Annotated in this window: 21 protein-coding genes; 12 read left to right on the top strand and 9 right to left on the bottom strand. The window is 51.9% G+C overall.

Annotated features, from left to right (window positions below; translation table 11 throughout):
* Positions 1–619: 619 nt before the first annotated feature.
* The 3 genes from QW71_RS22410 to QW71_RS22400 form a co-directional block, all read right to left on the bottom strand.
* Entirely contained in the window at positions 620–1,189 is a 570-nt protein-coding gene (locus QW71_RS22410) for a YdeI family protein (RefSeq protein ID WP_039304000.1), read from the bottom strand.
* 636 nt (positions 1,190–1,825) lie between these two features.
* Positions 1,826–2,344, bottom strand: coding sequence for a DUF1761 domain-containing protein (locus tag QW71_RS22405; protein WP_039303997.1), 519 nt, complete (start codon positions 2,342–2,344; stop codon positions 1,826–1,828).
* Positions 2,345–2,407: 63 nt separating this feature from the next.
* Positions 2,408–3,325, bottom strand: coding sequence for a YafY family protein (locus QW71_RS22400; RefSeq protein WP_039303994.1), 918 nt, complete (start codon positions 3,323–3,325; stop codon positions 2,408–2,410).
* A 187-nt stretch (positions 3,326–3,512) separates the two neighbouring features.
* Here QW71_RS22400 and QW71_RS22395 point away from each other — a divergent pair, with 187 nt between their 5' ends.
* Positions 3,513–5,543, top strand: coding sequence for a methyl-accepting chemotaxis protein (locus QW71_RS22395; protein WP_039303991.1), 2,031 nt, complete (start codon positions 3,513–3,515; stop codon positions 5,541–5,543).
* On the opposite strand, the gene QW71_RS22390 is transcribed toward QW71_RS22395, so the two are convergent.
* Entirely contained in the window at positions 5,523–6,416 is an 894-nt protein-coding gene (locus QW71_RS22390; RefSeq protein WP_039303989.1) for an NAD-dependent epimerase/dehydratase family protein, read from the bottom strand. The two genes, QW71_RS22395 and QW71_RS22390, sit on opposite strands and share 21 nt — an antisense overlap.
* Positions 6,417–6,469: 53 nt before the next feature.
* Complete coding sequence (locus tag QW71_RS22385; RefSeq protein WP_052770134.1) at positions 6,470–7,231, bottom strand: RNA polymerase sigma factor; 762 nt, start codon at positions 7,229–7,231, stop codon at positions 6,470–6,472.
* 167 nt (positions 7,232–7,398) lie between these two features.
* Between QW71_RS22385 and clpP the strand changes: the two genes are divergently transcribed.
* Positions 7,399–8,016, top strand: a complete 618-nt coding sequence (gene clpP / locus QW71_RS22380; RefSeq protein ID WP_256704061.1) for an ATP-dependent Clp endopeptidase proteolytic subunit ClpP — start codon at positions 7,399–7,401, stop codon at positions 8,014–8,016.
* An 18-nt stretch (positions 8,017–8,034) separates the two neighbouring features.
* The gene (locus tag QW71_RS22375; protein ID WP_039303983.1) at positions 8,035–8,241 is read left to right on the top strand and encodes a hypothetical protein; all 207 of its coding nucleotides are present in this window, start codon (positions 8,035–8,037) and stop codon (positions 8,239–8,241) included.
* Positions 8,242–8,356: 115 nt separating this feature from the next.
* On the opposite strand, the gene QW71_RS22370 is transcribed toward QW71_RS22375, so the two are convergent.
* Positions 8,357–9,796 carry an MDR family MFS transporter gene (locus QW71_RS22370; protein ID WP_039303979.1) on the bottom strand — a complete coding sequence of 480 codons (1,440 nt, stop codon included), beginning with the start codon at positions 9,794–9,796 and terminating at the stop codon, positions 8,357–8,359.
* Positions 9,797–10,233: 437 nt separating this feature from the next.
* Here QW71_RS22370 and QW71_RS22365 point away from each other — a divergent pair, with 437 nt between their 5' ends.
* The gene (locus QW71_RS22365; protein WP_039303976.1) at positions 10,234–10,848 is read left to right on the top strand and encodes a TetR/AcrR family transcriptional regulator; all 615 of its coding nucleotides are present in this window, start codon (positions 10,234–10,236) and stop codon (positions 10,846–10,848) included.
* Positions 10,849–10,975: 127 nt separating this feature from the next.
* On the opposite strand, the gene QW71_RS22360 is transcribed toward QW71_RS22365, so the two are convergent.
* Complete coding sequence (locus QW71_RS22360) at positions 10,976–12,796, bottom strand: DapH/DapD/GlmU-related protein (RefSeq protein ID WP_039303972.1); 1,821 nt, start codon at positions 12,794–12,796, stop codon at positions 10,976–10,978.
* A 156-nt stretch (positions 12,797–12,952) separates the two neighbouring features.
* Here QW71_RS22360 and QW71_RS22355 point away from each other — a divergent pair, with 156 nt between their 5' ends.
* The 7 genes from QW71_RS22355 (at position 12,953) to nspC (ending at position 21,995) form a co-directional block, all read left to right on the top strand.
* A complete protein-coding gene (locus QW71_RS22355; protein WP_160311832.1) occupies positions 12,953–13,807 on the top strand; it encodes an AraC family transcriptional regulator in 855 nt (284 codons plus the stop codon).
* Between the two features lie 88 nt (positions 13,808–13,895).
* Positions 13,896–15,551, top strand: a complete 1,656-nt coding sequence (locus QW71_RS22350; RefSeq protein WP_063776464.1) for a helix-turn-helix domain-containing protein — start codon at positions 13,896–13,898, stop codon at positions 15,549–15,551.
* A gap of 98 nt (positions 15,552–15,649) precedes the next feature.
* Positions 15,650–16,660, top strand: coding sequence for an iron ABC transporter permease (locus tag QW71_RS22345; RefSeq protein WP_039303966.1), 1,011 nt, complete (start codon positions 15,650–15,652; stop codon positions 16,658–16,660).
* Positions 16,661–16,709: 49 nt separating this feature from the next.
* A complete protein-coding gene (locus QW71_RS22340) occupies positions 16,710–17,738 on the top strand; it encodes an iron ABC transporter permease (RefSeq protein WP_039303964.1) in 1,029 nt (342 codons plus the stop codon).
* Positions 17,739–17,780: 42 nt separating this feature from the next.
* Positions 17,781–18,551, top strand: a complete 771-nt coding sequence (locus QW71_RS22335; RefSeq protein ID WP_039303961.1) for an alpha/beta hydrolase — start codon at positions 17,781–17,783, stop codon at positions 18,549–18,551.
* Between the two features lie 1,082 nt (positions 18,552–19,633).
* The gene (locus tag QW71_RS22330; RefSeq protein ID WP_036702452.1) at positions 19,634–20,833 is read left to right on the top strand and encodes a saccharopine dehydrogenase family protein; all 1,200 of its coding nucleotides are present in this window, start codon (positions 19,634–19,636) and stop codon (positions 20,831–20,833) included.
* Between the two features lie 25 nt (positions 20,834–20,858).
* On the top strand, positions 20,859–21,995 hold the full coding sequence (gene nspC, locus QW71_RS22325) for a carboxynorspermidine decarboxylase (RefSeq protein ID WP_039304012.1): 1,137 nt from the start codon (positions 20,859–20,861) through the stop codon (positions 21,993–21,995).
* A gap of 1,236 nt (positions 21,996–23,231) precedes the next feature.
* Here nspC and QW71_RS39955 read toward each other — a convergent pair.
* Complete coding sequence (locus QW71_RS39955) at positions 23,232–23,771, bottom strand: hypothetical protein (RefSeq protein WP_152679830.1); 540 nt, start codon at positions 23,769–23,771, stop codon at positions 23,232–23,234.
* A 64-nt stretch (positions 23,772–23,835) separates the two neighbouring features.
* Here QW71_RS39955 and QW71_RS22315 point away from each other — a divergent pair, with 64 nt between their 5' ends.
* On the top strand, positions 23,836–24,819 hold the full coding sequence (locus QW71_RS22315; protein ID WP_039303956.1) for a phosphotransferase enzyme family protein: 984 nt from the start codon (positions 23,836–23,838) through the stop codon (positions 24,817–24,819).
* Between the two features lie 166 nt (positions 24,820–24,985).
* On the opposite strand, the gene QW71_RS22310 is transcribed toward QW71_RS22315, so the two are convergent.
* Positions 24,986–25,573, bottom strand: coding sequence for a DUF2441 domain-containing protein (locus tag QW71_RS22310; RefSeq protein WP_039303953.1), 588 nt, complete (start codon positions 25,571–25,573; stop codon positions 24,986–24,988).
* Between the last annotated feature and the right edge of the window lie 15 nt (positions 25,574–25,588).

Genomic DNA, 25,588 nt, shown 5'->3' with positions numbered 1-25,588 from the left:
AAACCGCTCCCAGCAAGGGTTTGGAATTATGAAATTGTCTCCAGAATACAGTTATAAGAGGCGAGCCTGCCTTTTCGCGGTTTTTAGTTGTACAGTGTACAACTATCCTTTAAGTTTCCGGTTGAAGCTGAAACCGAACACATAAATTGCTGCATGAAATGAACTCACTTCATTAGTTCTGAGATTGTACCAAGCCGGGTGTTGTAAAAAAGCTGAGGCGTAACTGAAAGACAGATTACTGGTGGTGTTCTGGAGCGAATGGCCGTCAGTGTGGCAGGACCGTCAGCTCAGCAGATGGCGATTAGCATGGGAATGCGGACTGAGAAGACGCTATTTTGCCCAAAACACTGCTTTCAGCGCCCAAACGGACTGAGAATCAGTTATTTTGTTCATTCGAGCCTAAAATGTGGAGCGGGCAGCCATATAAGCGATTCTGAGTCCGCTTAACCCGCAAAACCATCTGTTTTGCTCAAATATCGGATTCTCAGTCCTATTCACGAGCGTATACGATCTTGAAGCTATCCATCCCCCGCCAAGCCCCGCCAATCCCCCGCCAATCCCCATCAGCCCCCTAAATCACTCTCCCGCCAGCTTGTCTGAATACAAGCAGTGCAGGGACTTAATACTCCAGCAGGCGCCCGTTATCATGCCATTGGCCGTACATTGTATTGGCTCTGGTGTTTGCGATGAATTTCTCCAGTCTGCGCTGAAACACTTCAGGCTGATGGATATAGCTTTGTATGGTATCGATCCGCACCCGCTGGTAGAGCGCCGGAAAGGCCATGAAGTTCTCATACACCTGCGTTTCCTCTTTCAGCTTCTCTTCGATAACCTTGTCTATTCTAAAAGAGCGGATATCCATATCAGGAAGGACCCGCCGTCCTTCCTCACGCATCAAGCCCAGCTTCTCAAGGCGGCGGACACGCTCTTTATTAAGCTCAGTCCATGAACTCCGTCTGCTGCGGGGAGACAGCCTCTGCACCAGCTTCGCTTCAGCGTTCACCTTCTTCACCCCATCGATCCAGCCGAAGCACAAAGCTTCTTCAACGGCGTCCAGGTACAGCAGCGTACCCGGGACTGGCTTCATAGTGGCTTCGACCCAGCAAAAGGGTTCAGCCGTACTATTCATAAGCAGCCAGTTCCGCAAATCTTCCTTTGATGTAGCCGCAATCCAATTTTCAGCGCTCATAGTTACTGTACACTCCCTTCTGTCAACTTTATTACCCCAACAGGAACCTGCACGGACGGTTTACATGAATGGCAGTTTGTAGGGCGGGAAGACTCCCGCTCAAGTGCTAACTGTAGTTTCTCCTAGGCCGGTTTGTACAGTTATAACGAGCTGTCCCTGCAAGATCTTCAACTATCCGCTAGGCGTAACCCGCTTGAGAACGGTAGAGCTAGCTCATCATTGAGTGCACTTTCTGCAACAGATTCTGCGTTATCCTGCGCTAAAACCAGTTCTAATGTATTTCATACAATTTGATTTTCAGCTATCTGCCCAAATTCACCTATTCCAGAGCGATCTGTTGTACGAAGTGCAATAGACAATAGATTTCAACCAGGCCTTCACAAGAAGACCAGGCAGCTTTGCTTAAAGGTGAATCAGTGGTGGAAAACCGATCGTGGTTCGTTGAAGTAATCCTGCACGAAATACAACATTCCCCTCATCAAAACCGACCCTGACCGACAATTGTTGCACAAAAGGCATCAATCTTCCTCCACCAAGTGGCTAAACGGGGAGATTGTTGTATCGCGTACAAGAATCCTTACGGTTACCCCAGTATCTATGAATTAATGTTGCAAAACGTACAACAACATAGACTTTTTAACTCATCGCTACAAGAATTATACTGACAATCAGCCCGGACAGGAAAAAGTAGCTCCCGCTAACCAGTCCGTAGACCAGCGGCCGGGGAATGTTGGGGTTAATCCCGGTATTCACGGTTGTGGCCGCCAATAGTCCTGCTCCGACAATCCCGCCAAAGATGAGAGCATCGGCAAGGGTTTCGATCTCGAACGCATAGAACAGTACCGCCATCGCCACTGTTGTTACCAGTCCGCATACCAGGGGACCCAAGATGAACCGGAGCGCCGGTTTTTCTTGGGAAATAGAAGGATTCATATGTTGCTTCGTATGATTAACATTCCTTCCATTTCCCGCTGAAACGATACCGTCCTCCTTAAGGACGGCAACGCCGTTTTCACTTGGCGAATGCTCTTTTCCCAGAGCGTAGGCATACGCCTTGCCCCAGACCACAGTAAACCATAGGCCTCCCACCAAAGACAGCGCCAGCGTCCCGAGCACAACAGCCAACCAATTGATCTCCTGAATTACATTAAACATAATGTCCTCCTCGTGTGTTTAAGTCTGCTTACATCATAAAAAAAGAAGTTTGACAACAGGGTGTCATACTTCTTCATAAGGTTTGAGTGCGTTTTGCAGCTGCTCTTTGATGACGGCGCGCAGGGGGATGGGTTCGAGGACCTCGGCCCCGCTGCCGAAACTGAGCAGAATGGCCCATAACCAGCGTGCGCTGAGCGGCTGATATACCGGAATGCGCATCGTCATACTTCCGTCTTCGTGAAACTGTTTGTCCATCTGCTGAAACTGATCCAGCGCTTCGGCCAACGCCTCCGGCCTTACCCTGATTACTACATCCTCCAGCTGGTTCTGCCATACGTTGTCTGAGGAAGCAACCTCTTCCGGCACCTCCGGGTGCGGTCCGAAAGTTTCCCCGGTCAGCATCAAATTCATCAGCCGGGACAGGCGGAACTCGCGGTAAGCCTGACGGGTGCGGCAATATCCGTAAATGTACCAGTTACGGTATTTGAAATGTAGCCGCAGCGGCTCGATGTCACGGGCCGTACGTTCATTCATGGTGTCGATATAATCAAAGCGGATCACAATGCGCCGGGTAACGGCAGCCCGTATATGACGCAGCGCATCGGGTTCCGTCCGCAGGGTGTCGAGGTCTACGGACAGGCTCTGCGTCAGATGCTCCGGTCCGATGGTCTGCAGCCGTTCAATAGTCCCCTGCGCACGCCCGTCTTCAAACACGGTAGAAAGGCTGCGGAGCACGGTAATCAAGGCGTTGACGTCATAAGTGCCGAGCAGGCTTTTATCCATTTTGTAGCCGTCCATCATACCATATCCGCCTTTCATCCCCTGATACGATACGACCGGGAAGCCCGCTGCACAGATTACATCGATATCCCGGTAGATGGTCCGCTGCGATACCTGAAACTCTTCAGCCAGCATGGCCGCAGACAACACCTCGTGATTCAAAAGCTTATAGATTATAGAGATCAGCCGTTCCAGTTTCATCGGTATACATCACCGTCCATTGGTCCTATTTTCTTAAATATTGACGTTTTGTTAACAGTTTCGCAACATATTCTTTACGCTCAGCATACACAACCTAAGAGAACAGTTAATATCCGGCTTCTACAATGAGGATATTAGCAGAATATACCTATTGTAAAGACAAGCTAGATATGAAGGGATGATACTTTTGAAGGGGAACCTGCTGCACTTTTCGATGAAATGGAAGCTAATCTTAAGTTTCTCGGCTATTACGCTCATTTTTCTGGGCGTGGCTCTGTACCAAGGACATAAAATTAACCAGGTAGAGCTATCTATGGAACAGCAGAAGAGCGAAATGGAGAAAAGAATTACAGTCTCAACCATCACCCAGCTGCTGCAGGAGCTGAACCGTGCGGAGACTTCCTTCGCTGAATCCAGTGATCTGGAGCTGGCGGAGCCATTACAGGAGAAACAGCAGCAGATGTTGGCTGAACTTGCCAAGGTGGAATTTGAGCAGGACACACCAGCATTTACTATGCTTGGACTTCTGGGCACTCAGGCCGCAGAATATGGGGAATTCATTATGGAACTGCTCGGAGCAATGTCGGATGAAACACTTGATCCACTAACTGTATTGGAACAGATTGATGATATACATACGAAGGCACTTGCCCTGAATCAATCCATGCTTGAGACAAACGGGAAGCTGTATAAGGCAGCCGCCGACAATGCGGAGCAGGCGCAGACGGTTTCTTTTAACCTGCTGGATGATACGGTCTCAATCGTAGCCTATGCTGCTGGCGGAGTGTTCCTGTTCATGCTAGTGCTGGCCTGGCTGCTGATCCGCTCGTTCCTGTCGCCGGTCGGCAAGCTGCAGGCTGCACTCAGGCAAATTGCTGACGGGGATCTGCGGCAGCAGATCAACTCCCCGTATAATGATGAGCTGGGCCGGCTGAGCCATCACTTCGATCATATGGTGGGCAGAGTTCAGGGCATGCTGCGGCAGACCTTGTCTGCTGCGGGCTCACTGGCTGACTATTCGCATTCTTTTCAGCAGTCATCGGCGATTACCGCGCATACGAACCGGGATATTGTCCGGACGATCCAGGAGATTTCGCTGGGTGCCGACCAGCAGGCCGTTCAGTCTGAGCAGAGTACGCTGCTGCTGGAGGAGCTGGCCCGCGGGGTTCAGGATATTTCCGAGTATACGGATGTCATGCTGACGACAAGTGAAGTGGCTAACCGGAATACGCAGCAGGGTTCAGATACCGTTACTGCCCTGCGCCAGATTTCACAGCGTTCCCGGGTGTCCATCAGCAAGGTGTACGGGGCACTGGAGCAGCTTGTGAACCAGTCGAAGGATATTTCACGCATCACGAATTCGATTACAGAGATCTCGAAGCAGACGAATATTCTCTCGCTTAATGCTGCGATTGAGGCAGCGCGGGCCGGGGCATCGGGAAAAGGCTTCGCCGTTATTGCCGATGAGGTCAGGCATTTATCCGTGCAGACGAAGGATTCCTCCGTGCATATCAGCCGGATTATCCAGGAGCTTCAGGCCGGCATGGCCGATTTCCAGGGATATATGATGGAGACCAAAGAAAGTCTGGAACAGCAGGATCACCAGGTGGCGGAGACATTGGCATCCTTCGGGGCGATCGATGAATCCATTGCGGGCATCAGCACACAGATCGGGCAGATTCACCAGAAGGTGGAACAGACGCGTACGATCAACTCACGCCTTGCCGAATCTGTGCATTCCGTAGCCTCCGTGGCGGAGCAGACAGCGGCCGGGGTACAGGAAGTGAATGCCTCCAGCACCCAGCAGGATCAGGCGATCAGCGACATTGCACGGCAGGCGGAGGAGATTCATGAAATCTCGCAGCGGCTGTTCCGGGAGATCAATGTGTTCAAAATTGCGGACGGGCCTGAAGTACGAGTGGACGAAGATACAGCGGCAAAGGCTGGAGCGAAGATAGAAGCGACAGAAGTTGCGAGGACGAATACGAATACGAAAGAAGTGGACAATACGGTAGAGAAGACTTTGGAGAAGACATCGGAGCAGACATCGGAGAAGCCAGAACCAAAGTCAGAGGCCGGAACATTTGCGGAGACTGAAAAAAAGACCGGAGCCGGAGTTCACCGGCCTCAGTCTGGAGTATTACGGGTGATGGAGGAATCCGCATCCGCAAACGGGCGGAGTGAATCGGAGGCTGATCTACTGGTGCTTGCTAAGTGAAAGATTCAGCGATGTGACCAGCTCCGGGAACCACTCGGATAATGACAGGAAGCTGAAGCCCGCGGAGCGGGCTTTTGCCGTATCCATGACCCATGATTCTTCGATGCCAAAGGGAGATTGGTCCTTATCGGTAGCTTCACGCTGGATTACAGCTGTTAATCCGGTGATCGCTTCAACAATGGAGATAACCCCGCCGATGGTCAGTGTACCGTCCGAGCAGGCATTCACCGGACCCGTCAACGTGGAACTGCCCAGCCAATGCAGGAAATCAGCGGCTTCATCGGAACGGATGAACGAGATCTCCGCTTGCGGATTCGGGATGCCGATCGGCTGCCCTGCCAGTACATGCTCTATATGAAAATGCAGTCTGCGCGTATAGTCATCCGTGCCCAGAACTATCGGAAACCGCACCGCGGCCACCGGGAAGTCCGCCGTCTGCAGCAGAACAGTCTCGGCCAGTCTTTTGCCTTCCTGGTAACTGAAATCGGCCTTCCCGCCCAGCTTCAGCGGATAATGTGCAGGATCGAAATCCGCTTCAGTCAAGATATCCGGCTGCGGATTATAGACAGACAGGCTTGAAGTCAGAATATACCGCTTCGTCCGGCCGGCAAATATCCGCGCCGCAGCCGCAGCCTCATCCGGTGAGAAACAAATATTATCGTAGACGATATCCCAGTCTTTATTCCTTACAGCACGCTCCAGCGCAGCTTCATCGGTGCGGTCCACGGCCAGCCGGGTTACCCGGTCACCGAAATCATCCTCTGTTACACCACGGGTCAGAATGGTTACCTGGCTGTCCCCGTCCCGGAGCAGCAGCTCCACCAGTCTTTTACCAAAAAAACGCGTTCCTCCGAGTACAAGTACCTTCTTCATTTGGCTACACTCCTAAAGTTTTGTGTTGCGGGCTAAGATTCCAATGAATAAAGTTAAGCTGCCATCTGCAGCCCGGCATAGGTGCTGCTTCCATTCAGATAGGAGAAGCTTCCGCTTCCGGAATACAGGGCATGCACTGTGGTGGTGCTTACAGCAACAGTTACTTCTGAGGCAGTCTCCTGGCGGAGCAGCTCCAGCATCAACGGAATTTGACCCTGCTCATAGGCATGGGCCAGCGCCCGGAGATAAGCCCGGTAATCAGCATCCGGCGGAAGAGCGGGCCCCTCATTCTCAGCCAGTTCTTCCCGGACCCTGGATAAGGCCAGGCGTGCCCGGTGCAGAGCCGCCTTGACTGCCCCTTCGGTAGTGCTTAAGGTTCCGGCTGTCTCGGCAGCTGAATAGCCCAGAACATCACGGAGTACGAAGGCGGTCCGCTGCAAAGGGGAGAGATGCTTGATCATGGCCTGAAAGGCCAGTTCGATTTCGGTGCGATCTCCTTGCGCAGCCGGTGCAAGGGCTGAATCTGCCGGGGTTTCTGAACGTTCAAGCGCACGGATCAGGGAGCCTTTGCGCCGTGCGGCATCAATCCACGTATTCTTGGCAATCCGCAGCAGCAGGGCTTCGGGATTGGGGCTCAAGGTGAACTTGCTGTATCCGAGTGCCTTGGTCCAGGTCTCCTGGGCCAGATCTTCAGCGTCGAAGGCGGAACGGGTCAGCGACAGGCAATACCGGTGCAGCGCGGTCCCCAGCTCCTGCAGACTTTGCTTATCCATATCCGCCCTGTCCGGCATACGGTGATGTTCAAGAATCGTCATCTTGGCCCTCTCCTTTGTGCTTTTTGTTATTTTCTTGTATTCAGCTTATATAGCCATTGCTTCTATTATATAAACGAACGGCGCTTTGTAAAAGATACGCTATCCTTGTATACCCGCCGAATTCCGCATGCCCGTATCTTTATGCTTCCCTGGTCCGTCTACAGGATATATACACTAAGACAGATCAGAGGAGGCACAACCTAATGAGTATTATACCTTATGTCATTGAACAGACTTCCAGAGGCGAACGGTCCTACGATATTTATTCCCGGCTGCTGAAGGACCGGATTGTGTTCGTGGGTGCGGCAATCGATGACGGGCTGGCCAACAGCATTATTGCCCAGTTGCTGTTCCTGGCGGCGGATGAGCCGGATAAGGATATCCAGATGTTCATCAACAGCCCCGGGGGCTCGACTACCGCCGGCTTTGGTATTTATGATACGATGCAGGTAATCAAACCGCAGGTGAATACGATTTGCACCGGTTTTGCGGCTTCCTTCGCTTCGCTGCTGCTGCTGGCAGGAGCTACAGGCAAAAGATCCGCACTGCCGAACAGCGAGATCATGATCCATCAGCCGCATGGCGGCGCACAGGGCCAGGCCAGCGATATCGCCATCAGCGCAAGACGTATTCTCCAAATCCGGCACAAGATAGTCCAGATTACGGCGGAACGTACCGGCCAGCCGGCGGAGAAGGTGGAGAAGGACATGGACCGTGATTATTTCATGTCAGCCGAGGAAGCACTGGAATACGGGATCATCGACACAATTATTACCCATCTGTAGACGAAGGAGCGGATTAAGATGTTATCAGCGTTGAAAGGGCAGGAAGTAACGATTCATTTTCTGGATGGAACCAGCGTCAGAGGAGGGGTTCTGGAGGAGCTGGATGAGAGGTTCGTGAAGTACAGCACGGAGTTCCAGACCCTCTACATTCCAATCACCTCGATCCGTGCCGTAGATGTGCAGACGAAAGAACGGGAACGGCCGCGTGTCGGTTTCGGGCAGTAGACAGTTCATTCTGATAAAAGCAATCTAAACCCCCGGGGGTTTTTGGTTGGTATAGTGCAACTGCTGCTGATATTGCTGCTGATATTGGGCCTTAATATCCGCTTGAGGTTTATCCTCAGCCAGCCGCAGGGCTGCTGCGGTGCGAGGGCAGGATGAGTGCAGGAATCAATGCGATCACGGCAAAGCCAATCGACCACCAGAAGGCCACATCGTATGCTCCGGCAATGCTCTGGAGACTTGAGGCTGATTGCCCGGACAGCTGGTGCTGGGATACAGTGGCCAGAATCGCTGCCCCGAAGGCGCCGCCGATCGTCTGGCAGATCCTCATGGAGATACTGGCATGGGGGATCTGATCCTTGCGCAGCCCTACATATGCGGATACCATTACCGGAATCAGGAGCCCGTTCAGGGCAGCCCCCCGGACTACCAGTGCGGCCGCGAGCAGGATCAGATTCGTATCCGATCCGGCGAAGGCAAAGGGAAGTGTCGCGAATATAGTGACCAGCAGGCTCAGAATGACGATGATCCGCGAACCGATGCGGTCGGACAGACTGCCGATCCAGCTTCTGGTGAGCAGCATACCTATTCCTTGGGGGATCATCATCATTCCGGTATACAATACACTTTCACCGCGTACCTGCTGATAGTATAATGGCAGCAGGAGTAAAGCCCCGTTCATGACCATGCCGGACAGGAATACGGTGACATTCGATGCTGAGAAAATGCGCGACTTAAACAGACGCAGATCCAGCAGCGGTTCTATGCGCGTCCGCAAAGCGTAGACAATGAACGCGGCCATGAGGACAAGGCCAATCACCAGGGGAATCACCACTTTGCTGCTGTGCAGCCCCCCATAGGTGCTGATTTGGGCGATCCCGTAGATGAGGATAGCAAAAGCAGGGGACAGCAGCAGCAGACCGGTAAGGTCAAGCGTCTGTTTGCGTGTGGACGGCTCATCCGCCGGAATGCCCCGCCAGGCCAGCAGCATTGCGATAAGGGTAATGGGAATGTTCACGTAGAAAATAAAGCGCCAGCCCAGGCTGTTGATAATGACCCCGCCCAGCACGGGACCGAGAATGGGCCCCAGCAGGGTGGGAATGCTGATGATTGACATGATCCGTCCGATGTTGCGGCCCCCCGCAGTCTGGACAAGCACGGTTTGCAGGGTCGGAATTAATATTCCTGCACCTACACCCTGCAGGAGGCGGAAGCCGATCAGGCTGCCGGGATTCCAGGCCAGGGAGCAGAGGACCGAACCGGCCAGGAATACGGCGAGTGAGAACATGTATACTTTTTTGCCGCCGAAACGATTGACTGCCCAGCCGGACACCGGAATTGCCATACCCATGGTCAGGACGTAACCGGTAATGACCCACTGGATAACGGCAACAGAGCTTTGCAGGTCTGAAGTAAGTGTCCTGATGGCAACGTTGATCATCGTGGAGTCGAATAACGGCGCGAGTGCACCGAAGACGAGAATGAGGGCTACTTTAAGAATGGCGGGATCAAGCTTCTCTTTCTGTGCTTTCTTGGGCTTGGTTCTTTGGTCTGACATAAAATTGCTCCTCTCAACATAATAAGGTACGGTACGTTGCGTACCTTATGTGAATAAGATAAAGTAAAAGCAGCCAGAATGCAACAAGAGAATTTTCTGCGCACAATCTTCCCGAACCATTTGGCGTCTGCCCGTTTTTTAGCGGACTCAGCAGCTCTTATTTTTGACAAAAATCATTGTTAAGCAAGCTAACGGACACCAGCGCACTTATTTCCGGAGTATCACCTCAAACATGCCTGATGGAGCGGCAATAAGTGCGGTACGGTCCGTTAGCCCGGCTAAAAGTGTCCCTTTAGGGTAAATAAAGGCTTTACGGTCCGTAAAGATCAGGAGGATTGACATGACGAAGGGCGAACCAGACTAGGCAGTAAAAGCAACGTATGGTGGAAGCTCCATAGCAACATACATCCTGAAATATCCCGAAAGTAGGAAATGACATGGACGATATCAAACAAGAAAATCAGCCCAAAGGCGGTCGCCGCCGCGGGGAGGTTCTCGAACAAGCCATACTGCAGGCTGCCTGGGAAGAGCTTAGCGAAGCGGGGTATGCCCGCCTGACTATGGAACGGATTGCGATCCGGGCCCAGACCAATAAAACCGCGCTCTACCGCCGCTGGCCGAATAAAGCCAAGATTGTCGCTGCCGCGCTCGTAAAACATATGCCTAAGCCTGTCATCGCCGCTCCGGATTCAGGAGATCTGCGTACGGATATGCTTCAGCTGTTTGAGAGCTTCGCCAGACCTTTGCAGGGCATCGGGGCTGAGACGATCCACGGTCTGCTGGTGGAGTATCACGGCGATAACCTCATTGCTCTGCTGCCGAAGATCTTGCCTCCCAAAAGCGGAGGCAAGCTGAACGCGATTATGAGAACGATTCTGGAGAATGCGGAGAAACGGGGAGAGGTCCGTCTGGACCGCATTCCTGACCGGGTAATTATGCTTCCCGCCGATTTATTCCGCTACGAGCTGCTTACTACCCATGAACCTGTTTCTGATGAGGCGATCACCGGTATTATTGATGATATCTTCCTGCCGCTGGTCCGGATCAGGTGATGGGTCCCCAAGAGCACAAACAACCGCCGCATACCGGAACATCATTCCGGTATACGGCGGTTTGTTTGTATTGAAGGTTGAAGCTGGTGTCGAAGTTCATTCGCAGCGGAAGCGGAGATGGAAGCCGCTATCTCGGGGGCAGTGAGAAGGCAGGGTCCAGGCGGTGCACACCTTTGGGAGTATATCCAAGCGATGAGCTTACGCCGCACAGGTCAGCCAGCAGATAGAGGATGCTCAGCCACATTTCGGTTCCCTGCAGACCCGTGTCCTGCTGCTGTGATAACTGGAAGGCGAAGCCGCGTTCCGGAACCCAGAATTTCAGCACTTCGCTGAGCATATTCTCCGCCCAGCTGCGGATCTCTGCACGGCGGTAATCGGTCTGCTTCAGGCAGAGCCAGAGCGGATGGACCACATCCAGCACGTTGCAGGCGTTAAGCACCTCTGCACGGAAGAACCGGCGGTCTCTGCTGTGGGCCAGCACGGTATCGATACTGCGCTCCGGATATGGCAGAGGAAGACCGAACTGAGCATAGGTCGCGCGGGTGAGCCGGTAGAAACCGTTCACCGGCTGCAGCCAGCCCTCCTCTGCGGTAGGGAGGCCCCAGAGGCCGGAGTCCCGGCGGCAATGGGTCGCCAGCCAGCCGAACAGATCATCCGGCCGTTTGCGGGAGCCGAATGTCTTCAGGTTGTGGTACAGACCTGTGGCATAGCAGTCGATCCAGTCTCCGCCGCCCCAGGCGTTGTCCTCCCATGGCAGGTCATTCAGATATGGATACAATGCAGCGGTTTCCATATTCTCAGCAACGGTAACCGGATGGAGCAGGGCAGAACCGAGCACTTCCAGCGCGTACCCTACAGCGAGAAGATGATACCGGGAGAGGTGGTCGGTTAACAGCTCAGGCAGATCCTCCGGTCCGGGCGGAGACCACGGATCGGGCAGCAGTCCTGTCCCGGCATCCTGGAATCCCTGCAATACAGCGGTAAGCTCTGCCCGCGTCCAGCCGGGCGGCAGGCTGCCGAACATCGCGGCAATCTCCACCGCATCGCAGTAAGCTCTAACCGTCCGCTTATATCCGGGCCGGTCGCGGAAGAATTTCTCTTCCCCTGTTGACTCTGAGTAGTACTCCAGCAGCGGGATCAGCTGGTCTCCTGCCAGCCTGCCGAAGTCAGCCAGCTGCTGTGAGAGCAGGCTGTATGCCGGTACACTTTCAGTAACTGGTTTCGTGTTTACGGCAGTGTCCCTATCCGCTGTAACAGCTGTATCAGCCGCATTTGTACCCGTACCTCCTTTCACTGCTTTTCCTCCAGCTTGTTCATCCATTGTCATCCCTATATCCTCCTTTTGTTCAACTGCCGCGGCAATTGCTGCTGTATCCCCGGCCAGCCGGCTGCGGATGAGCCTGGCCGGATTGCCGCCCACAATACTGTAGGCCGGCACATCTCTGGTAACTACGGCACCGGCGGCGACAATGCTGTGCGAACCGATCTGTACACCGTCCAGAATAACGGCATTGGCTCCAATCCATACGTCGTCCCCGATGACAATCCCTTGGACAGTGCAAGGCTGGCGGAAGACAGGGATATCTGTGGAGGCGAATCCGTGATTGAATCCGTACATACTTGCATGTGAAGCAACTCTTACGCCGTTTCCCATGGTAATATCGCCTGAAAGCACACTGTAGCTGTTGAGTGAGCAGTCGCTGCCCATGACGAGCCGGGCACTGCGGACAATCGCTCCGCCGGCAATATAGCTCCGGTCGCCCATCTGAAGCTGATCCGGCAATACCACCGCCTGCGGCGAGACATAACAGGCTTCTCCGAAGGTACAGGAGTATTCAGCAGTTAGCTGCTGCTGGTATAGGATCTGCTCTTGCTGCTCCTGTGCGGAGGGGCCGATCCAGGGCATGTAATCGAGCGCCTTCCGTGAGGCGGATCGTTGTTCGGACATCTCAGTCTCTCCTCTATAACATAAGTCATTATTTCCTTAAGTGTAGCAGTAGAGGAAGGGAAGGGACATGGCATAAAGAGCATGATTAGCTTGTCAAAAACGCTTCATCATCTTATGCTGATTTCAGAGATGCTGCAGAAACGGGGGAGTCAGAGGGTGGAGAAGATTGTACAGAATCTGGCCATAGATATTCACTGGATTCACGATAAGATCACGTTCCCGCACTGGAGGGATATCCGCCAGAATATCAATGTGCATAGCTTTTACTGGATTCAGGAAGGTCAGGGGATCTTCCGTACGGACCAAGACTATCCGGTATCGCCGGGAATGCTGTTCTATCTTCAGCCGGGGCTGGCCATGGACATGAGCTGCGGAAGGGAGGAGCCTCTGCGGATCACGATGATCCTGCTCTCGCTCTATACCTTGTCGCCTTCGGCGGATAATCAGGGCAGGATAGAGCCGCTGGATGTGCTGCCGCTGCAGTTCATGCTGAAGCCGGAGGGGGAACAGGGCAAACAGCTTGGTCATTTGTTCCATAAAATTGCTGCGGATTGGGTCCCCGGAAGCACCGGGAGCCAGCTGATGACCCAGTCCCTGCTCTATGAGCTCATGTACGAATTGCTGCAGGTTCAGGCGAATGCCCAGCTGGGCCGGGGGCAGGGCTATGAGCTGTTTTTGCGGATCAAGGATGATATTGAACGCCGTTACAGTGAACCTTTGCTTATTCACGAGCTGGCGGTGCGTTACGGGATTTCCTCCTCGTATTTACGCAGTCTTTTTCAGCAATATCTGCACAGGAGTCCCAAAAGCTACTTAAGTGAAATCCGCTATGAGCATGCGGGGAAGCTGCTGCTGTACACCAGATTAACCTTGAAGGAGATTGCAGCGGCCTGCGGTTACAGCGACGAATTTCACTTCAGCAAAAGCTTCAAACAACAGAACGGGCAGCCGCCTTCGGCTATGCGGAATCAGACCATGGGAAGAGCGGATAATGCGTACCGGTTAAAATAATTCCTGTGACATTGCCAATGAGAATGATTATCAATATACTAAGGGTAGTTTTCATAACATTCGTTCAGATTTGGTGGTGTGCATTGTAATGGAACTTATCCAACAGAGAACTTCTATAGATAACCAAGATGATCCGGACGATTGGGACCGGTTGTCTTTCCGGCTTCTGTCTGTACAGGCGCTGAAGGGAACGGGGGAGGTCCATCTCGCACAGCAGCTGCTTTTCTCCTATGCCCTTGCAGTCGTGACAAGCGGTTCTGTCCAGTTCATTAGTGATCACAACCAGTATGAGCTGGCGGCAGGTTCAGCGGTGCTCTGCCTGCCGGATCAGACCTGCGGAACGGTGCAGCCGGCCGGGGGGCTGGAGATGTATATTTTCTATTTCGATGTGTACTGTTATGGCAAGTCAGGTGATAGCGGAAGTTGTCTGCCGGTTAAGGATACCCGGTTATTCCAGGGGGACGGCAGGCTGCCGTTTCATCCGTCGAAAGAGATGTCGGCCAAATGCAGCAGGCTGTTTCTGCTCTCCGAACAGGGTGAACAGAGCATCGGCTTCCGGGCACAGCTTGATTTTCAGGAGCTGCTGTATGATCTCCGCGCGCGCAGCCTGCACCGGCCCAGAGATACGAATTCGGCGCTGGAGCAGGCGAAGCAGTACATAGAGGCCCATTATACGGAGGCGTTAACCGTAGAGCAGGTGGCTCAGTCCGCCGATTTCAGCGCCAAATATTTCGTTGACCTGTATAAGAAGAAATATGGCAAAAGCGCGCTGGAATACGCAGCCGAGCTGCGCATCGGGCAGGCCAAGCGCCTGATGGCAGAGAGCGGCGTTAAGCTGCGGGACATCGCCCACAGGGTCGGTTATGCCGATGAATTCTATTTCAGCCGCAAATTCAAGAAGATGATCGGCATGCCGCCCGCAGTCTATATGAAAAGCCGGCGGCGCAAGCTGGCCGCCTATACGCCCGGACTGCTCGGACAGCTGCTGCCGCTGAATATCACTCCATATGCGGCGGCACTGCATCCGAAATGGACCGAATATTACTACCGGAACTACCGCGCCGATATTCCTGTCCATATCAGCGCCTACCGTAACAATCAGGATTGGCAGGCCAATATTGAAGTGCTTAAGCAGTCTAACGCAGAGCTTATCCTGGCCCCGGCAGGGCTGGCAGGCGATGAACGGTCAGCACTCGAGCAGGTCGCTCCTGTGAATTATCTGACCAGCGACAGCGCAGATTGGCGCGGACAATTTCACGAATTATCCCGGCTGCTGGGTGAAGAGTGGCAGCGCGAGCAATGGCTTGCTGCCTTCGACTGGGAGGTGAACTCCGCTAAAGACCGCTTGCACGAAGGGCTGGGCCAGCAGACGGTTACAGTTATCCGTATGCTGGGCAGCCAGCTGTTCCTGCACTGCAACGAGGGAATGGCGAGCATATTGTACCGTGAGCTGGAACTGCACCAGGCTTATGAGTGTGAGGCAGAGGTTTATAATGTTCCGGTCACTCCGGCTATGCTCGCGGAGCTGCAAGTGGACCATTTACTGATGCTGATCCGTCAGGAGTATGACACGCTAGGGGAGTGGAGGAAGCTGCAGAACGACCCCCAGTGGATGAAGATTCCTGCAGTCCAGCGGCATCACGTACATGTCCTGAGCTCTGATCCCTGGCGTGAGGATTCCGCATATGCACAGCTGCGGATGCTGCGGCAGATCCTTCAACTGCTTCCGGCCAATCGTCCATAGTTGTTCCGCATTTTGTCCATGGTGCAGGGGACCCCGCTTCGTTATACTCGTAATTGATAATCATTATCAATACTAAAGTACATAAAGAGTGGGATGACATGAAATGGACAGGCGGAATTAAGACAGCCTCCCTGCTGGTGCTGGGGGTTGTCCTTATCATTATTATTAGCGTGTTATCTGTAGCTTACGGAACGAAGCCAATGAGTTTCGGTACGGTGCTGAATGCCATTTTCCACGCCGATCCTGAGAATATTGATCATGTTATTGTGCGGACATCGCGTATCCCGCGCACAGCAGGAGCGCTGCTGATCGGGGCATTCCTGGCGGTGTCGGGAGCCCTGATGCAGGGGATGACGCGGAATTATCTCGCTTCTCCGTCCATTATGGGGATCAGCGACGGCTCAGTGTTTGCCGTTACGCTGTGTATGGTATTCCTGCCGGGCGCTTCCTCCATGACAATGATTGTGTATTCGCTGGCTGGCTCTGCGCTGGGGGCATTACTCGTCTTCGGTACGGCCAAGCTGCTGCCCGGCGGCGTATCGCCGCTGACACTGGCTGTGCTCGGCACGATCATCGGCACCTTCCTCGGCGGGGTCTCGCAGGCGCTGGCTGTTTATTTTCAGGTGTCGCAGAATATCAGCTTCTGGTACAACGCCCGGCTGCATATGATGGACCCGGCTGTGATCAGGCTGGCGCTTCCGTTTGCCGCTGCCGGTCTGGTGCTCGCGCTGCTGATGGCAAGACCGGTGACGATGCTCTCGCTTGGAGATGAAACGGCCGCAGGCCTTGGACTTCGGGTGGGAACCATCAAGATGCTGACGATGCTGAGTGTGGTGCTGCTGACCGGGATTTCCGTAGCGATAGCCGGCAAAATCGCTTTTATCGGCCTAATTATTCCGCATATTGTACGCTTCCTGGTCGGGCAGGATTACCGCAAGATCATTCCGTTCACTGCTTTTGCCGGAGCCCTTTTCCTGGCCTTGTGCGATCTGATCAGCCGGTATATTAACTTTCCGTTTGAGACACCGGTCGGTGTAGTTACCGCATTGTTCGGCGTCCCCTTCTTCCTCTATTTGATCAAAACGAGAGGGGGAGGCCATCATTCGTAAACATTCCAAGGATTCGAACAATTCTAAGGACGCGAAGAACTCACTGTTAATGAAGCCCAAATCCAAGGCACTGGCCTTCTGGGGGCTGTTCCTGCTGCTCTCTGTTCTGATTGTCTGCGGGATGTATGTCAGTCTGACCAATGGCACCTTTGATATTTCAGCGAAGGATGTCGTGCGCACCCTGCTGCGGATTCATCCTGTGGCGGATCATGATCTCGTCATCTTCGAATTCCGGCTTCCGCGCATTCTGCTCGGGGCGCTGGTCGGCTTCGGGCTGGGAATCGCCGGGGCTGTACTGCAGGGCATTACCCGCAACTCGCTGGCGGACCCGGGAATTCTGGGCATTCATGCCGCTGCCGGGGCTTTTGTCGTCGTGTTCATGTTCTTTATTGGCGGCACCATGAAAGCGCCCGGCTGGATCTCGGTCATGAGTATGCCGATGTTCGGATTCATAGGGGGCCTGTGCTCCATCGTTCTTCTCTACCTGTTCGCAAGAAATCAGGGGGAGTTCCACCCGCAGCAATTAATTCTTGTCGGGATCGCTTTAGCCTCCGGTTTCGGTGCGGTAACGCTATATGTTTCCCTGCGAATGGACCCGGAGAATTTCGAGATGGCTACCGTCTGGCTGGCCGGGAGCGTGTATAATGCGAACTGGAGACAAGTGCTCTCCACACTTCCGTGGCTCCTCATTCTGACACCGGTAATCTGGCGCCGCGCGGCGGTGCTCGATCTGCTGCAGCTGCACGAGGTCAGTGTCAAAGGCGTGGGCGTGGCGGTGGGCAGGGAACGGCAGATTCTGCTGCTGTGCTGTGTCGGACTGGTCAGCGCCTGTGTGTCCGTATCGGGCAGCATCGGCTTCGTCGGACTGATTGCTCCGCATATTGCGCGGCGGCTGATCGGTAATACCTACAGGTACATCGTGCCGTTGTGCGGGCTGATTGGAATGCTGATGGTTATTATCGGTGATTTTATCGGCAAAACCGTGTTCGCTCCCGTTCAGCTGCCGGTAGGCATTGTAATCTCCATCATCGGCGTGCCGTATTTCATATTCCTGCTGTTCAGAAACCGTGCCAGATAAACGCACCGCTTGCTGACGGAGGCCTTAAGGAGAAGTCGAAGGATGGGAATAAAGTATATTCACATAGAGATACACGGCTGGAAATTGACTATACGTTTGCCATTCAGCTACGGTACAGAGCACAGGCGGTTTCCGGTAGCGTACCTGCAGGACGAAGGCAGTGTAATGAAGCATACGGCGAATTACCTGGACCATTTGTTCAGATCCCAGCAGCTGAATGAGCTGATCCTTGTCGGCGTTGCATCGAAGGACCGGAACCATGATTATACCCCGTGGCCGCTGCCGGAAGTGACCCCTGGAGCACCTTCGTTCGGCGGCGGTGGAGACGATTATCTGCGGGCACTGGCGGAGGAGATTAAACCTTATATCGACAGCCATTATCTAACGTTGCAAGAAGCCCGGCATACGGGGATTATCGGTTACTCTCTCGGCGGACTGATCTCGCTGTATGCCTCTTACCGCTATCCTGAAGTGTTCGGGCGGATAGGCCTGTTATCGGCATCCTTCTGGTATGAAGGTATCCTAGACTACATGCGGAATCATCCCGTAGACAGAGCAGGGCAGCGGATATATATGTACTACGGAGAGCTGGAAGGCTGCTATAAGACCAACGCGCAGAAGGAAATGGCCGGACGCTCCAGGGCAGCGCATCAGCTGCTGCTGGAACAAGGCTTCGGCAATGAAGATTTACAGTTAGAGTGTGATCCGCAGGGAACCCATGACCTGATGTTCTTCAGCCGGCAGTTCCCGCCGGCGCTGAAGTGGCTGTTTGGCGGAGGGGAAGCCGGTCCGGTTCGGGGGAACGCTGGGTGAAGCGGCAGACGGACCTGCTTGTTTATAATAACTGTGATGAATGGGACGGCAGAGATGCCGTTCCTTATTTTTATTCCTGTACTTATTTGCTTGGAGCGGATAATTGTATTTCGTACACTTAAAAGACGGATAAAAACCGGATTTGGGCGGTTAACTGTATTCTGTACAACTAAAAACAGCGAAAGATGATTTTTTGAGACAGGTCAGCTAATATAACTGTATAGAGTGCAATTAAACTTGTTATCTTACAGCGGATGGTGAATTTAGTTGCAGTAAATGCAGTTATAGTCTGGCGCGTTAGCTTCAAATGATCACCAAGCTCCAGTCCTGCACTCTCTTATCTGCTATTAGCATCAGCCTTGCGGTGCTCTGGCTTTTGCAGTTGTACTTTTTCTTATGGCGACAAGTGTGTTGGGCGAAATTACGCATGCACGGCAAATTTATATAAAAGCATAATGCCCCTCGGACTCCTGGTCTGCGGGGTTTATTTCTGCGTTCAGAGTATTGGATTACCGGCGTTACACATAATAACCTCATGGAGCTGCTGCCGGCAATTCCTGACGCAGCTGTGCCGGTCAAGCAGTTAGTGCGGCTCGAAAAAGGGGTAAGTTACTATAATGTGCGGTATTTGCAGTTTTACACAACCACTTGGAGGTGAGCGGATTTCATCGGAATAGAGAGGGCAGACCAGCCGTTTCCACTTAATTTTAAAATAAATCGTATGAAGATTTCTTCTGCTGTGATACAATTATCCGGTTGGCCTTGTGCATGGTTAATCGTCCGGTGCTCCTCATGAGCCCGTGATTGAATTAAGCTAATAAGCGCAGGAAAAAGAAGCATTCCAGTGTATTGCTGTGAATTACAGAGTATTAATGGAGAAACCAACAGATTTTACACGGAACATATCAATTTTTGTCGTTTTTTATTGATTTATTGAAAAGGTTTCTGTATAATCAGCCTTGTTGATTTTTCATAGGATGTAGCCTGTTCAGCTTGATGAAACGAAACGACTGACAACGAAACGGATCCAGAGCAGCAAGGCTAATAACTAATAACTTAAGCAAAATTAGGGGGTTATTAATTTGGGAAAAGCGTTAATTATTGGCGCTGGCGGTGTAGCGAGCGTTGTTGTTCATAAATGCTGCCAGAACCCGGATGTATTCGAAGAGATCTGCATTGCCAGCCGTACGGTGTCAAAATGCGATGCTCTGAAGGAGAAACTGGACGGGGGCCTGACGAAGATTTCTACGGCCAAGCTTGATGCTGACAACACGGAAGAAGTCATTGAACTGATCAAGAGCTTCCAGCCGGATGTCGTGATTAATGTCGCTCTCCCATACCAGGATCTGACGATCATGGATGCCTGCCTGGCTACCGGAGTGCATTATGTAGATACAGCTAACTATGAACCGCAGGATACCGCGAAATTCGAATATTCCTGGCAGTGGGCGTACAAGGAAAGATTCGAGAAGGCCGGAATTACGGCGCTGCTCGGCAGCGGTTTTGACCCAGGCGTAACCGGTGTATTTACGGCGTATGCACAGAAGCATTATTTTGACGAAATTCATACGATTGATATTGTGGATGCAAATGCCGGTGACCATGGTTATCCGTTTGCGACCAACTTCAATCCTGAAATCAATATCCGCGAAATTACAGCGAACGGACGTTACTTCGAGAATGGCGAGTGGATTGAAACAGCACCGCTGTCCGAGAAAAAAGTCTACGATCTCCCGGAGATCGGTCCGAAGGATATCTATCTTTTGTACCATGAAGAGCTGGAATCCCTGGCTGTTAATATCCCTGGCGTGAAAAAAATCCGCTTCTGGATGACCTTCTCGCAGAACTACCTGACTCACTTGAAGGTGCTTGAGAATGTCGGCATGACCTCGATTGAACCGATCAATTATGAAGGTAAAGAGATCATTCCTTTGCAGTTCCTGAAGGCCATTCTGCCTGACCCGGCTTCCCTGGGACCAAGAACTAAAGGTAAAACGAACATCGGCTGTATCATTCAAGGTACCAAAGACGGCCAGCCAAAAACTTATTATGTCTACAATGTCTGCGATCACGAAGAGTGCTACAGAGAGGTTGGCTCCCAGGCCATTTCCTACACTACCGGCGTTCCTGCAATGATCGGGGCTATGATGATTATCAAAGGCATCTGGAACAAACCGGGCGTACACAACATCGAAGAATTCGATCCGGATCCGTTCATGGATGCACTCAACAAACACGGGCTGCCTTGGCAAGAAGATTTCTCGCCGACGCTGCTGGATTAGGGCTTAAGTCATGAAGGATAAAGATATAGATATTGATATCAGCACGCTGCCGTCCCCTGCCTATCTAGTGGACGAGCGTCTGCTGACGAAGAACCTGGAAACTCTGAACTACGTGCAGGAGCAGAGCGGAGCGAAGATTCTTCTCGCACAAAAAGGCTTCTCGATGCATTCCATGTACCCGCTGGTGGGCAAATACCTGCATGGCGTAACCTCCAGCTCCCTGTTCGAAGCCCGCCTGGGCTTCGAGGAAATGGGCAAAGAGGTCCATGTGTATGCGCCGGCCTATGTAGACCGCGAGTTCGATGAGCTGCTCGGTTACACCGACCACATTGTGTTCAACTCGTTTGACCAATGGAGCCGATTCAAGGAACGGGTGCAGAACGCACCGAAGAAGATCAGCTGCGGCATCCGCGTCAATCCGGAGTACTCCGAGATTGAAGTCCCGCTGTATGATCCTTGCTACAATTACTCCCGCATGGGCGTAACTCTGCCGAACTTCCGGCCGGAAGAGCTGGACGGCATCGACGGACTGCATTTCCATACGATGTGCGAACAGAATTCGGACACGCTGGAGCGTACGCTTAAGGTTGTGGAAGAGAAGTTCGGCCAGTATCTGCATGGCATGAAATGGCTGAACTTCGGCGGCGGGCATCATATTACCCGTCCCGACTATGACCTGGAGACGCTGATCAAGTGCATTCTGCATATGAAGGAAACTTATGGCGTGGAGATTTACCTGGAGCCGGGCGAAGCGATTGCCCTTAACACCGGTTACCTGGTTGCGACTGTACTCGACACGATGCATAACGGTATGGATATCGCGATTCTCGATACCTCGGCCGAATGCCATATGCCGGATGTGCTGGCGATGCCGTACCGTCCGGGCATCATCGGTGCCGGAATGCCGGGCGAATTCGCCCATACCTACAGACTCGGCGGCATGACCTGCCTGGCAGGCGATGTTATCGGGGATTATTCCTTCCCGGAGCCGCTGAAATACGGCGATAAGCTCATCTTCCTCGACATGGCGCATTATTCCATGGTGAAGAATCACATGTTTAACGGCGTGAACCTGCCGGCCATCGCTTCCTATAATGAGGAAGAAGGCATCAAGGTCATCCGCGAGTTTGAATATAGCGATTTTAGCGGCCGTTTGTCTTAAGTAAGTATAGAAGCGCTCCATCAGCTGCGGCTGATGGGGCGCTTTTTTGCGGTTTGGGGGGTGGGAGGCTCAGGTGCCAGCTGTAGTGAGGCTGCTGTCTGCTGGTTGCTGCTTACTGTTTGCACACTGCGTATTGCCCATTGCGCCTGACTGCTCACCACCTGCTGCCTATTGTTCATTACTCGCTGCCAGCCCATCAACCGCTCCCATACTACTTACAGCCAACATGCTGCTCACCATACAAACGCCATACAACACACCATACAACCCAGCATACAGCCCACCATACAACCTACGATGAAAGTCAGCGTACAACACGCCATACTGCTCACCATACAACACACTATACTACTCAACATACGACCCACGATAAAGGTTAGCGTGCAACACGCGATACTGCTCACCATACAACACATCATACTACTCACCATACAACCACCATACGACCCACGATACAGGTCAGCGTACAACACGCCATACTGCTCACCATACAACGCACCATACGACCCACCATACAGCCCACGATAAAGGTCAGCGTACAACCCAGCTCAAACCACATCATACAACCCAGCGTACAACCTACTACTTACAGCCCACCACTACCTGCTGCCCCTAATCCGCCGACCTGCCGGAAATGTTGCATAAAATACAACAATTCGCGGCGCGGATCGGCTAAATAAGGGAAATCTTGCACAAAATACAACATTTTGAAGCTCGGATCGGCTGATCAGCTTAAAATCTTGTAAAAAGTACAACAATTCGTGAATGCGACCGCCAAATGGACGCAAATCTTGTAAAAAGTACAACAATTTGTGTATGCAGCCGCCAAATACAATTCGCGGCGCGGATCGGCTAAATAAGGGAAATCTTGCACAAAATACAACATTTTGAAGCTCGGATCGGCTGATCAGCTTAAAATCTTGTAAAAAGTACAACAATTCGTGAATGCGACCGCCAAATGGACGCAAATCTTGTAAAAAGTACAACAATTTGTGTATGCAGCCGCCAAATGGGCGAAAATCTTGCATAAAATACAACAATTCGTGGCGCGGATCGGCTGAATAAGGGAAATCTTGCACAAAATACAACATTTTAAAGCTCAGATCGGCTGATCAGCTTAAAATCTTGTAAAAAGTACAACAATTCGTGAATGCGACCGCCAAATGGACGCAAATCTTGTAAAAAGTACAACAATTTAGCTCCGTTGAGCTCCAAACTTGCACAAAATACAACATTTTAAAGCTCAGATCGGCTGATCAGCTTAAAATCTTGTAAAAAGTACAACAATTCGTGAATGCGACCGCCAAATGGACGCAAATCTTGTAAAAAGTACAACAATTTAGCTCCGTTGAGCTCCAAAAGGAAGCGAAGGAAGCGAAGAGAGTGAAGAATCACAAGAATCACAAGAAATAGAAGAATCAAAAGAAGCAAAGGAGCAAAAAACCTAATAACTCCTAAAGTGAGTTTTTGCTGCGGGAGAAAGGACACTTCTGATGTGAAGTGTTCTGGCTTTTTTTCGGCGAGATTTACTTGTAAAACATACTTAAAAAAGTTTGTTACATTGCCCATAATCTGCATCTGGCGTAGCATTGAACAGAGAATGATTTGAACGTGAAGGGAGTGAGCGGCATGATTAAGATCGGCCGGGTTATACGAACGGGTAGCTGCTGCAGTTGCGGTGAGAGAAGCGGAAGACAGAAGAAGGAACAGAGAAGAACAATGAGTAAAGATAAAGGACAGAGGATAGAGACAGAAAGCTGAAGACTGCGAGCCCAAGAATGGTGATTCAAGTTAATGCTGCGTCTTCCTCTGTTGACTAACCTATAGGGAGCTGCTATGCATGCTGAAATTACAATATCTGCACAAGAATGAGGAACTGGCGGCGATGCTGCTGGGGAATTGGGAACATGATCCGGAGTCGCTGCATCTGTTCCAGTATTACCGGATCTCTTCCAATGCGGTGTATCCGTTTGAGAATGCAGGGCATAGCCAATTGCTGCGGTTCGCGCCAGTAGCTGAGAAGCAGAAGGACAATATACTGGCAGAGCTTGAGTTCATCGCTTACCTGCGTGAGCACGGGTATGGTGTGCTTGAAGCAGTAACATCGCGTACAGGATCGGAGCTTATTGAAGCCGAGACCCCATGGGGGCCATACTACGCTTCCGTATTTAAGCGGGTAGCTGGGGTGCAACTGGGGAGCACAGAGCTTAATGATCATATCGTATATAAATATGGTGAAGCGCTGGGCCAGCTTCATCAATTGTCCAATGAATACACGCCTGTACAGCCTGGCAGATGGACGCACAAAGCTGTGCTGGAATGGATTCTGTCCGTGTTGGCTGAGTTTCCCGGGGAAGAAGCGGCTGTGGCCGAGGCAAGGTTGCTGGAAGAATATTTTGCCGGACAACCTGTCACGCCTGAGAATTACGGGCTGATCCATTATGACTTTGAGCTCGACAATGTGTTCTATGACGAGGCCTCGGATACCATCAACGCCATTGATTTCGATGATGCGATGTACCACTGGTATGCTATGGATATTGAACAGGCACTGGATAGCCTGGAGGGAGAGGCAGCGCCGGAGGAATATGAGCACAAGAAGCGGATCTTCATGAGCGGTTATGTCAGCCGCCGCCCGCTGCCGCAGGACGGACCCTCCATGGCAGCATGCAGACGGTTCGCCGATCTGTATGGCTATGCACGGATCTTGAGATCCGCAGCGGAGCAGGGAGAGAATGAGCCGGATTGGCTGACTTCGCTGCGGAGCCGGCTGGCAAATGCATGTGCGGCTAGGGCTTCGCGGTTTGGCGGGCCGGTCGGGTAAGCACAATCTGAAATTAAGCTTACCTGTACAGCGGGCCGGGCCGGCTGAGTGGTGTCAGCAAATAAATGAGTAATAGGCTTACCTAGAAACTGAAACAGCGACAGCAAAGGACTTAAGAATGAAGTCCTGGACTGTCGCTGTTTTATTTAACTACCATTATACAACATTAGAATTCATCAATAATTTCTGCGACTTCGATTATACCGTTAATCAACAGCTCAGGAAGTTGGTTATGGGTATTGCCTTTCCAATATTCCCGGGCTTGTTCGATTTTGCGGGAGAAAGGGAGGCCATCCTCTTTTGGCAAAAGAGTACCATCACCTTCAAAGATATTCCCGTTCACGCGAAGTTTTACGATCTGCAATACTTTTCGATGATGAGATACGAAGATTTCTTTCCATTTCAGAGCGTCTTCATAGCTCTTCGCAGCGTATAAGCATGACAACCGTGAAGGATATTCAGGATATTCCTGCATTCTAACCATTTCAACGATTACCTCTCGAATCGCCCGGATAGTCTGCCCCATATATCTAAGTGCCACATCTGCATTCTCTTTATCCATGCTTATGCCGTCATTTGTATAGTGACCGTGCAAAATTTGCATAAAGTCTTCACCTTTGGAGTTCATCTGTTCCTTCTCGAAAAAGAAGTGATATAAGGTGTTTTTTTGGTTTTGGTCAAAATTGATGATCTGCCCCAGATTCATTTTGTTCCGGGTTACAATGTGATAAACATACCATTCGTTTTCTTGCATAGACTGCTGCTCCCC

This window comes from Paenibacillus sp. IHB B 3415, assembly GCF_000802655.2.
GTDB lineage: Bacteria > Bacillota > Bacilli > Paenibacillales > Paenibacillaceae > Paenibacillus_AQ > Paenibacillus_AQ phytohabitans.
This window is presented reverse-complemented; position numbering and strand designations above follow the sequence as displayed.

Bases quoted from the DNA above. Each gene is read 5' to 3' on its own strand.
- QW71_RS22410 (WP_039304000.1), bottom strand. From the start codon at position 1,189: ATGAGCGCTGAAAATTGGATTGCGGCTACATCAAAGGAAGATTTGCGG.
- QW71_RS22405 (WP_039303997.1), bottom strand. From the start codon at position 2,344: ATGTTTAATGTAATTCAGGAGATCAATTGGTTGGCTGTTGTGCTCGGG.
- QW71_RS22400 (WP_039303994.1), bottom strand. From the start codon at position 3,325: ATGAAACTGGAACGGCTGATCTCTATAATCTATAAGCTTTTGAATCAC.
- QW71_RS22390 (WP_039303989.1), bottom strand. From the start codon at position 6,416: ATGAAGAAGGTACTTGTACTCGGAGGAACGCGTTTTTTTGGTAAAAGA.
- QW71_RS22385 (WP_052770134.1), bottom strand. From the start codon at position 7,231: ATGACGATTCTTGAACATCACCGTATGCCGGACAGGGCGGATATGGAT.
- QW71_RS22375 (WP_039303983.1), top strand. From the start codon at position 8,035: ATGTTATCAGCGTTGAAAGGGCAGGAAGTAACGATTCATTTTCTGGAT.
- QW71_RS22370 (WP_039303979.1), bottom strand. From the start codon at position 9,796: ATGTCAGACCAAAGAACCAAGCCCAAGAAAGCACAGAAAGAGAAGCTT.
- QW71_RS22365 (WP_039303976.1), top strand. From the start codon at position 10,234: ATGGACGATATCAAACAAGAAAATCAGCCCAAAGGCGGTCGCCGCCGC.
- QW71_RS22360 (WP_039303972.1), bottom strand. From the start codon at position 12,796: ATGTCCGAACAACGATCCGCCTCACGGAAGGCGCTCGATTACATGCCC.
- QW71_RS22350 (WP_063776464.1), top strand. From the start codon at position 13,896: ATGGAACTTATCCAACAGAGAACTTCTATAGATAACCAAGATGATCCG.
- QW71_RS22345 (WP_039303966.1), top strand. From the start codon at position 15,650: ATGAAATGGACAGGCGGAATTAAGACAGCCTCCCTGCTGGTGCTGGGG.
- QW71_RS22340 (WP_039303964.1), top strand. From the start codon at position 16,710: ATGAAGCCCAAATCCAAGGCACTGGCCTTCTGGGGGCTGTTCCTGCTG.
- QW71_RS22335 (WP_039303961.1), top strand. From the start codon at position 17,781: ATGGGAATAAAGTATATTCACATAGAGATACACGGCTGGAAATTGACT.
- QW71_RS22315 (WP_039303956.1), top strand. From the start codon at position 23,836: ATGCTGAAATTACAATATCTGCACAAGAATGAGGAACTGGCGGCGATG.
- QW71_RS22310 (WP_039303953.1), bottom strand. From the start codon at position 25,573: ATGCAAGAAAACGAATGGTATGTTTATCACATTGTAACCCGGAACAAA.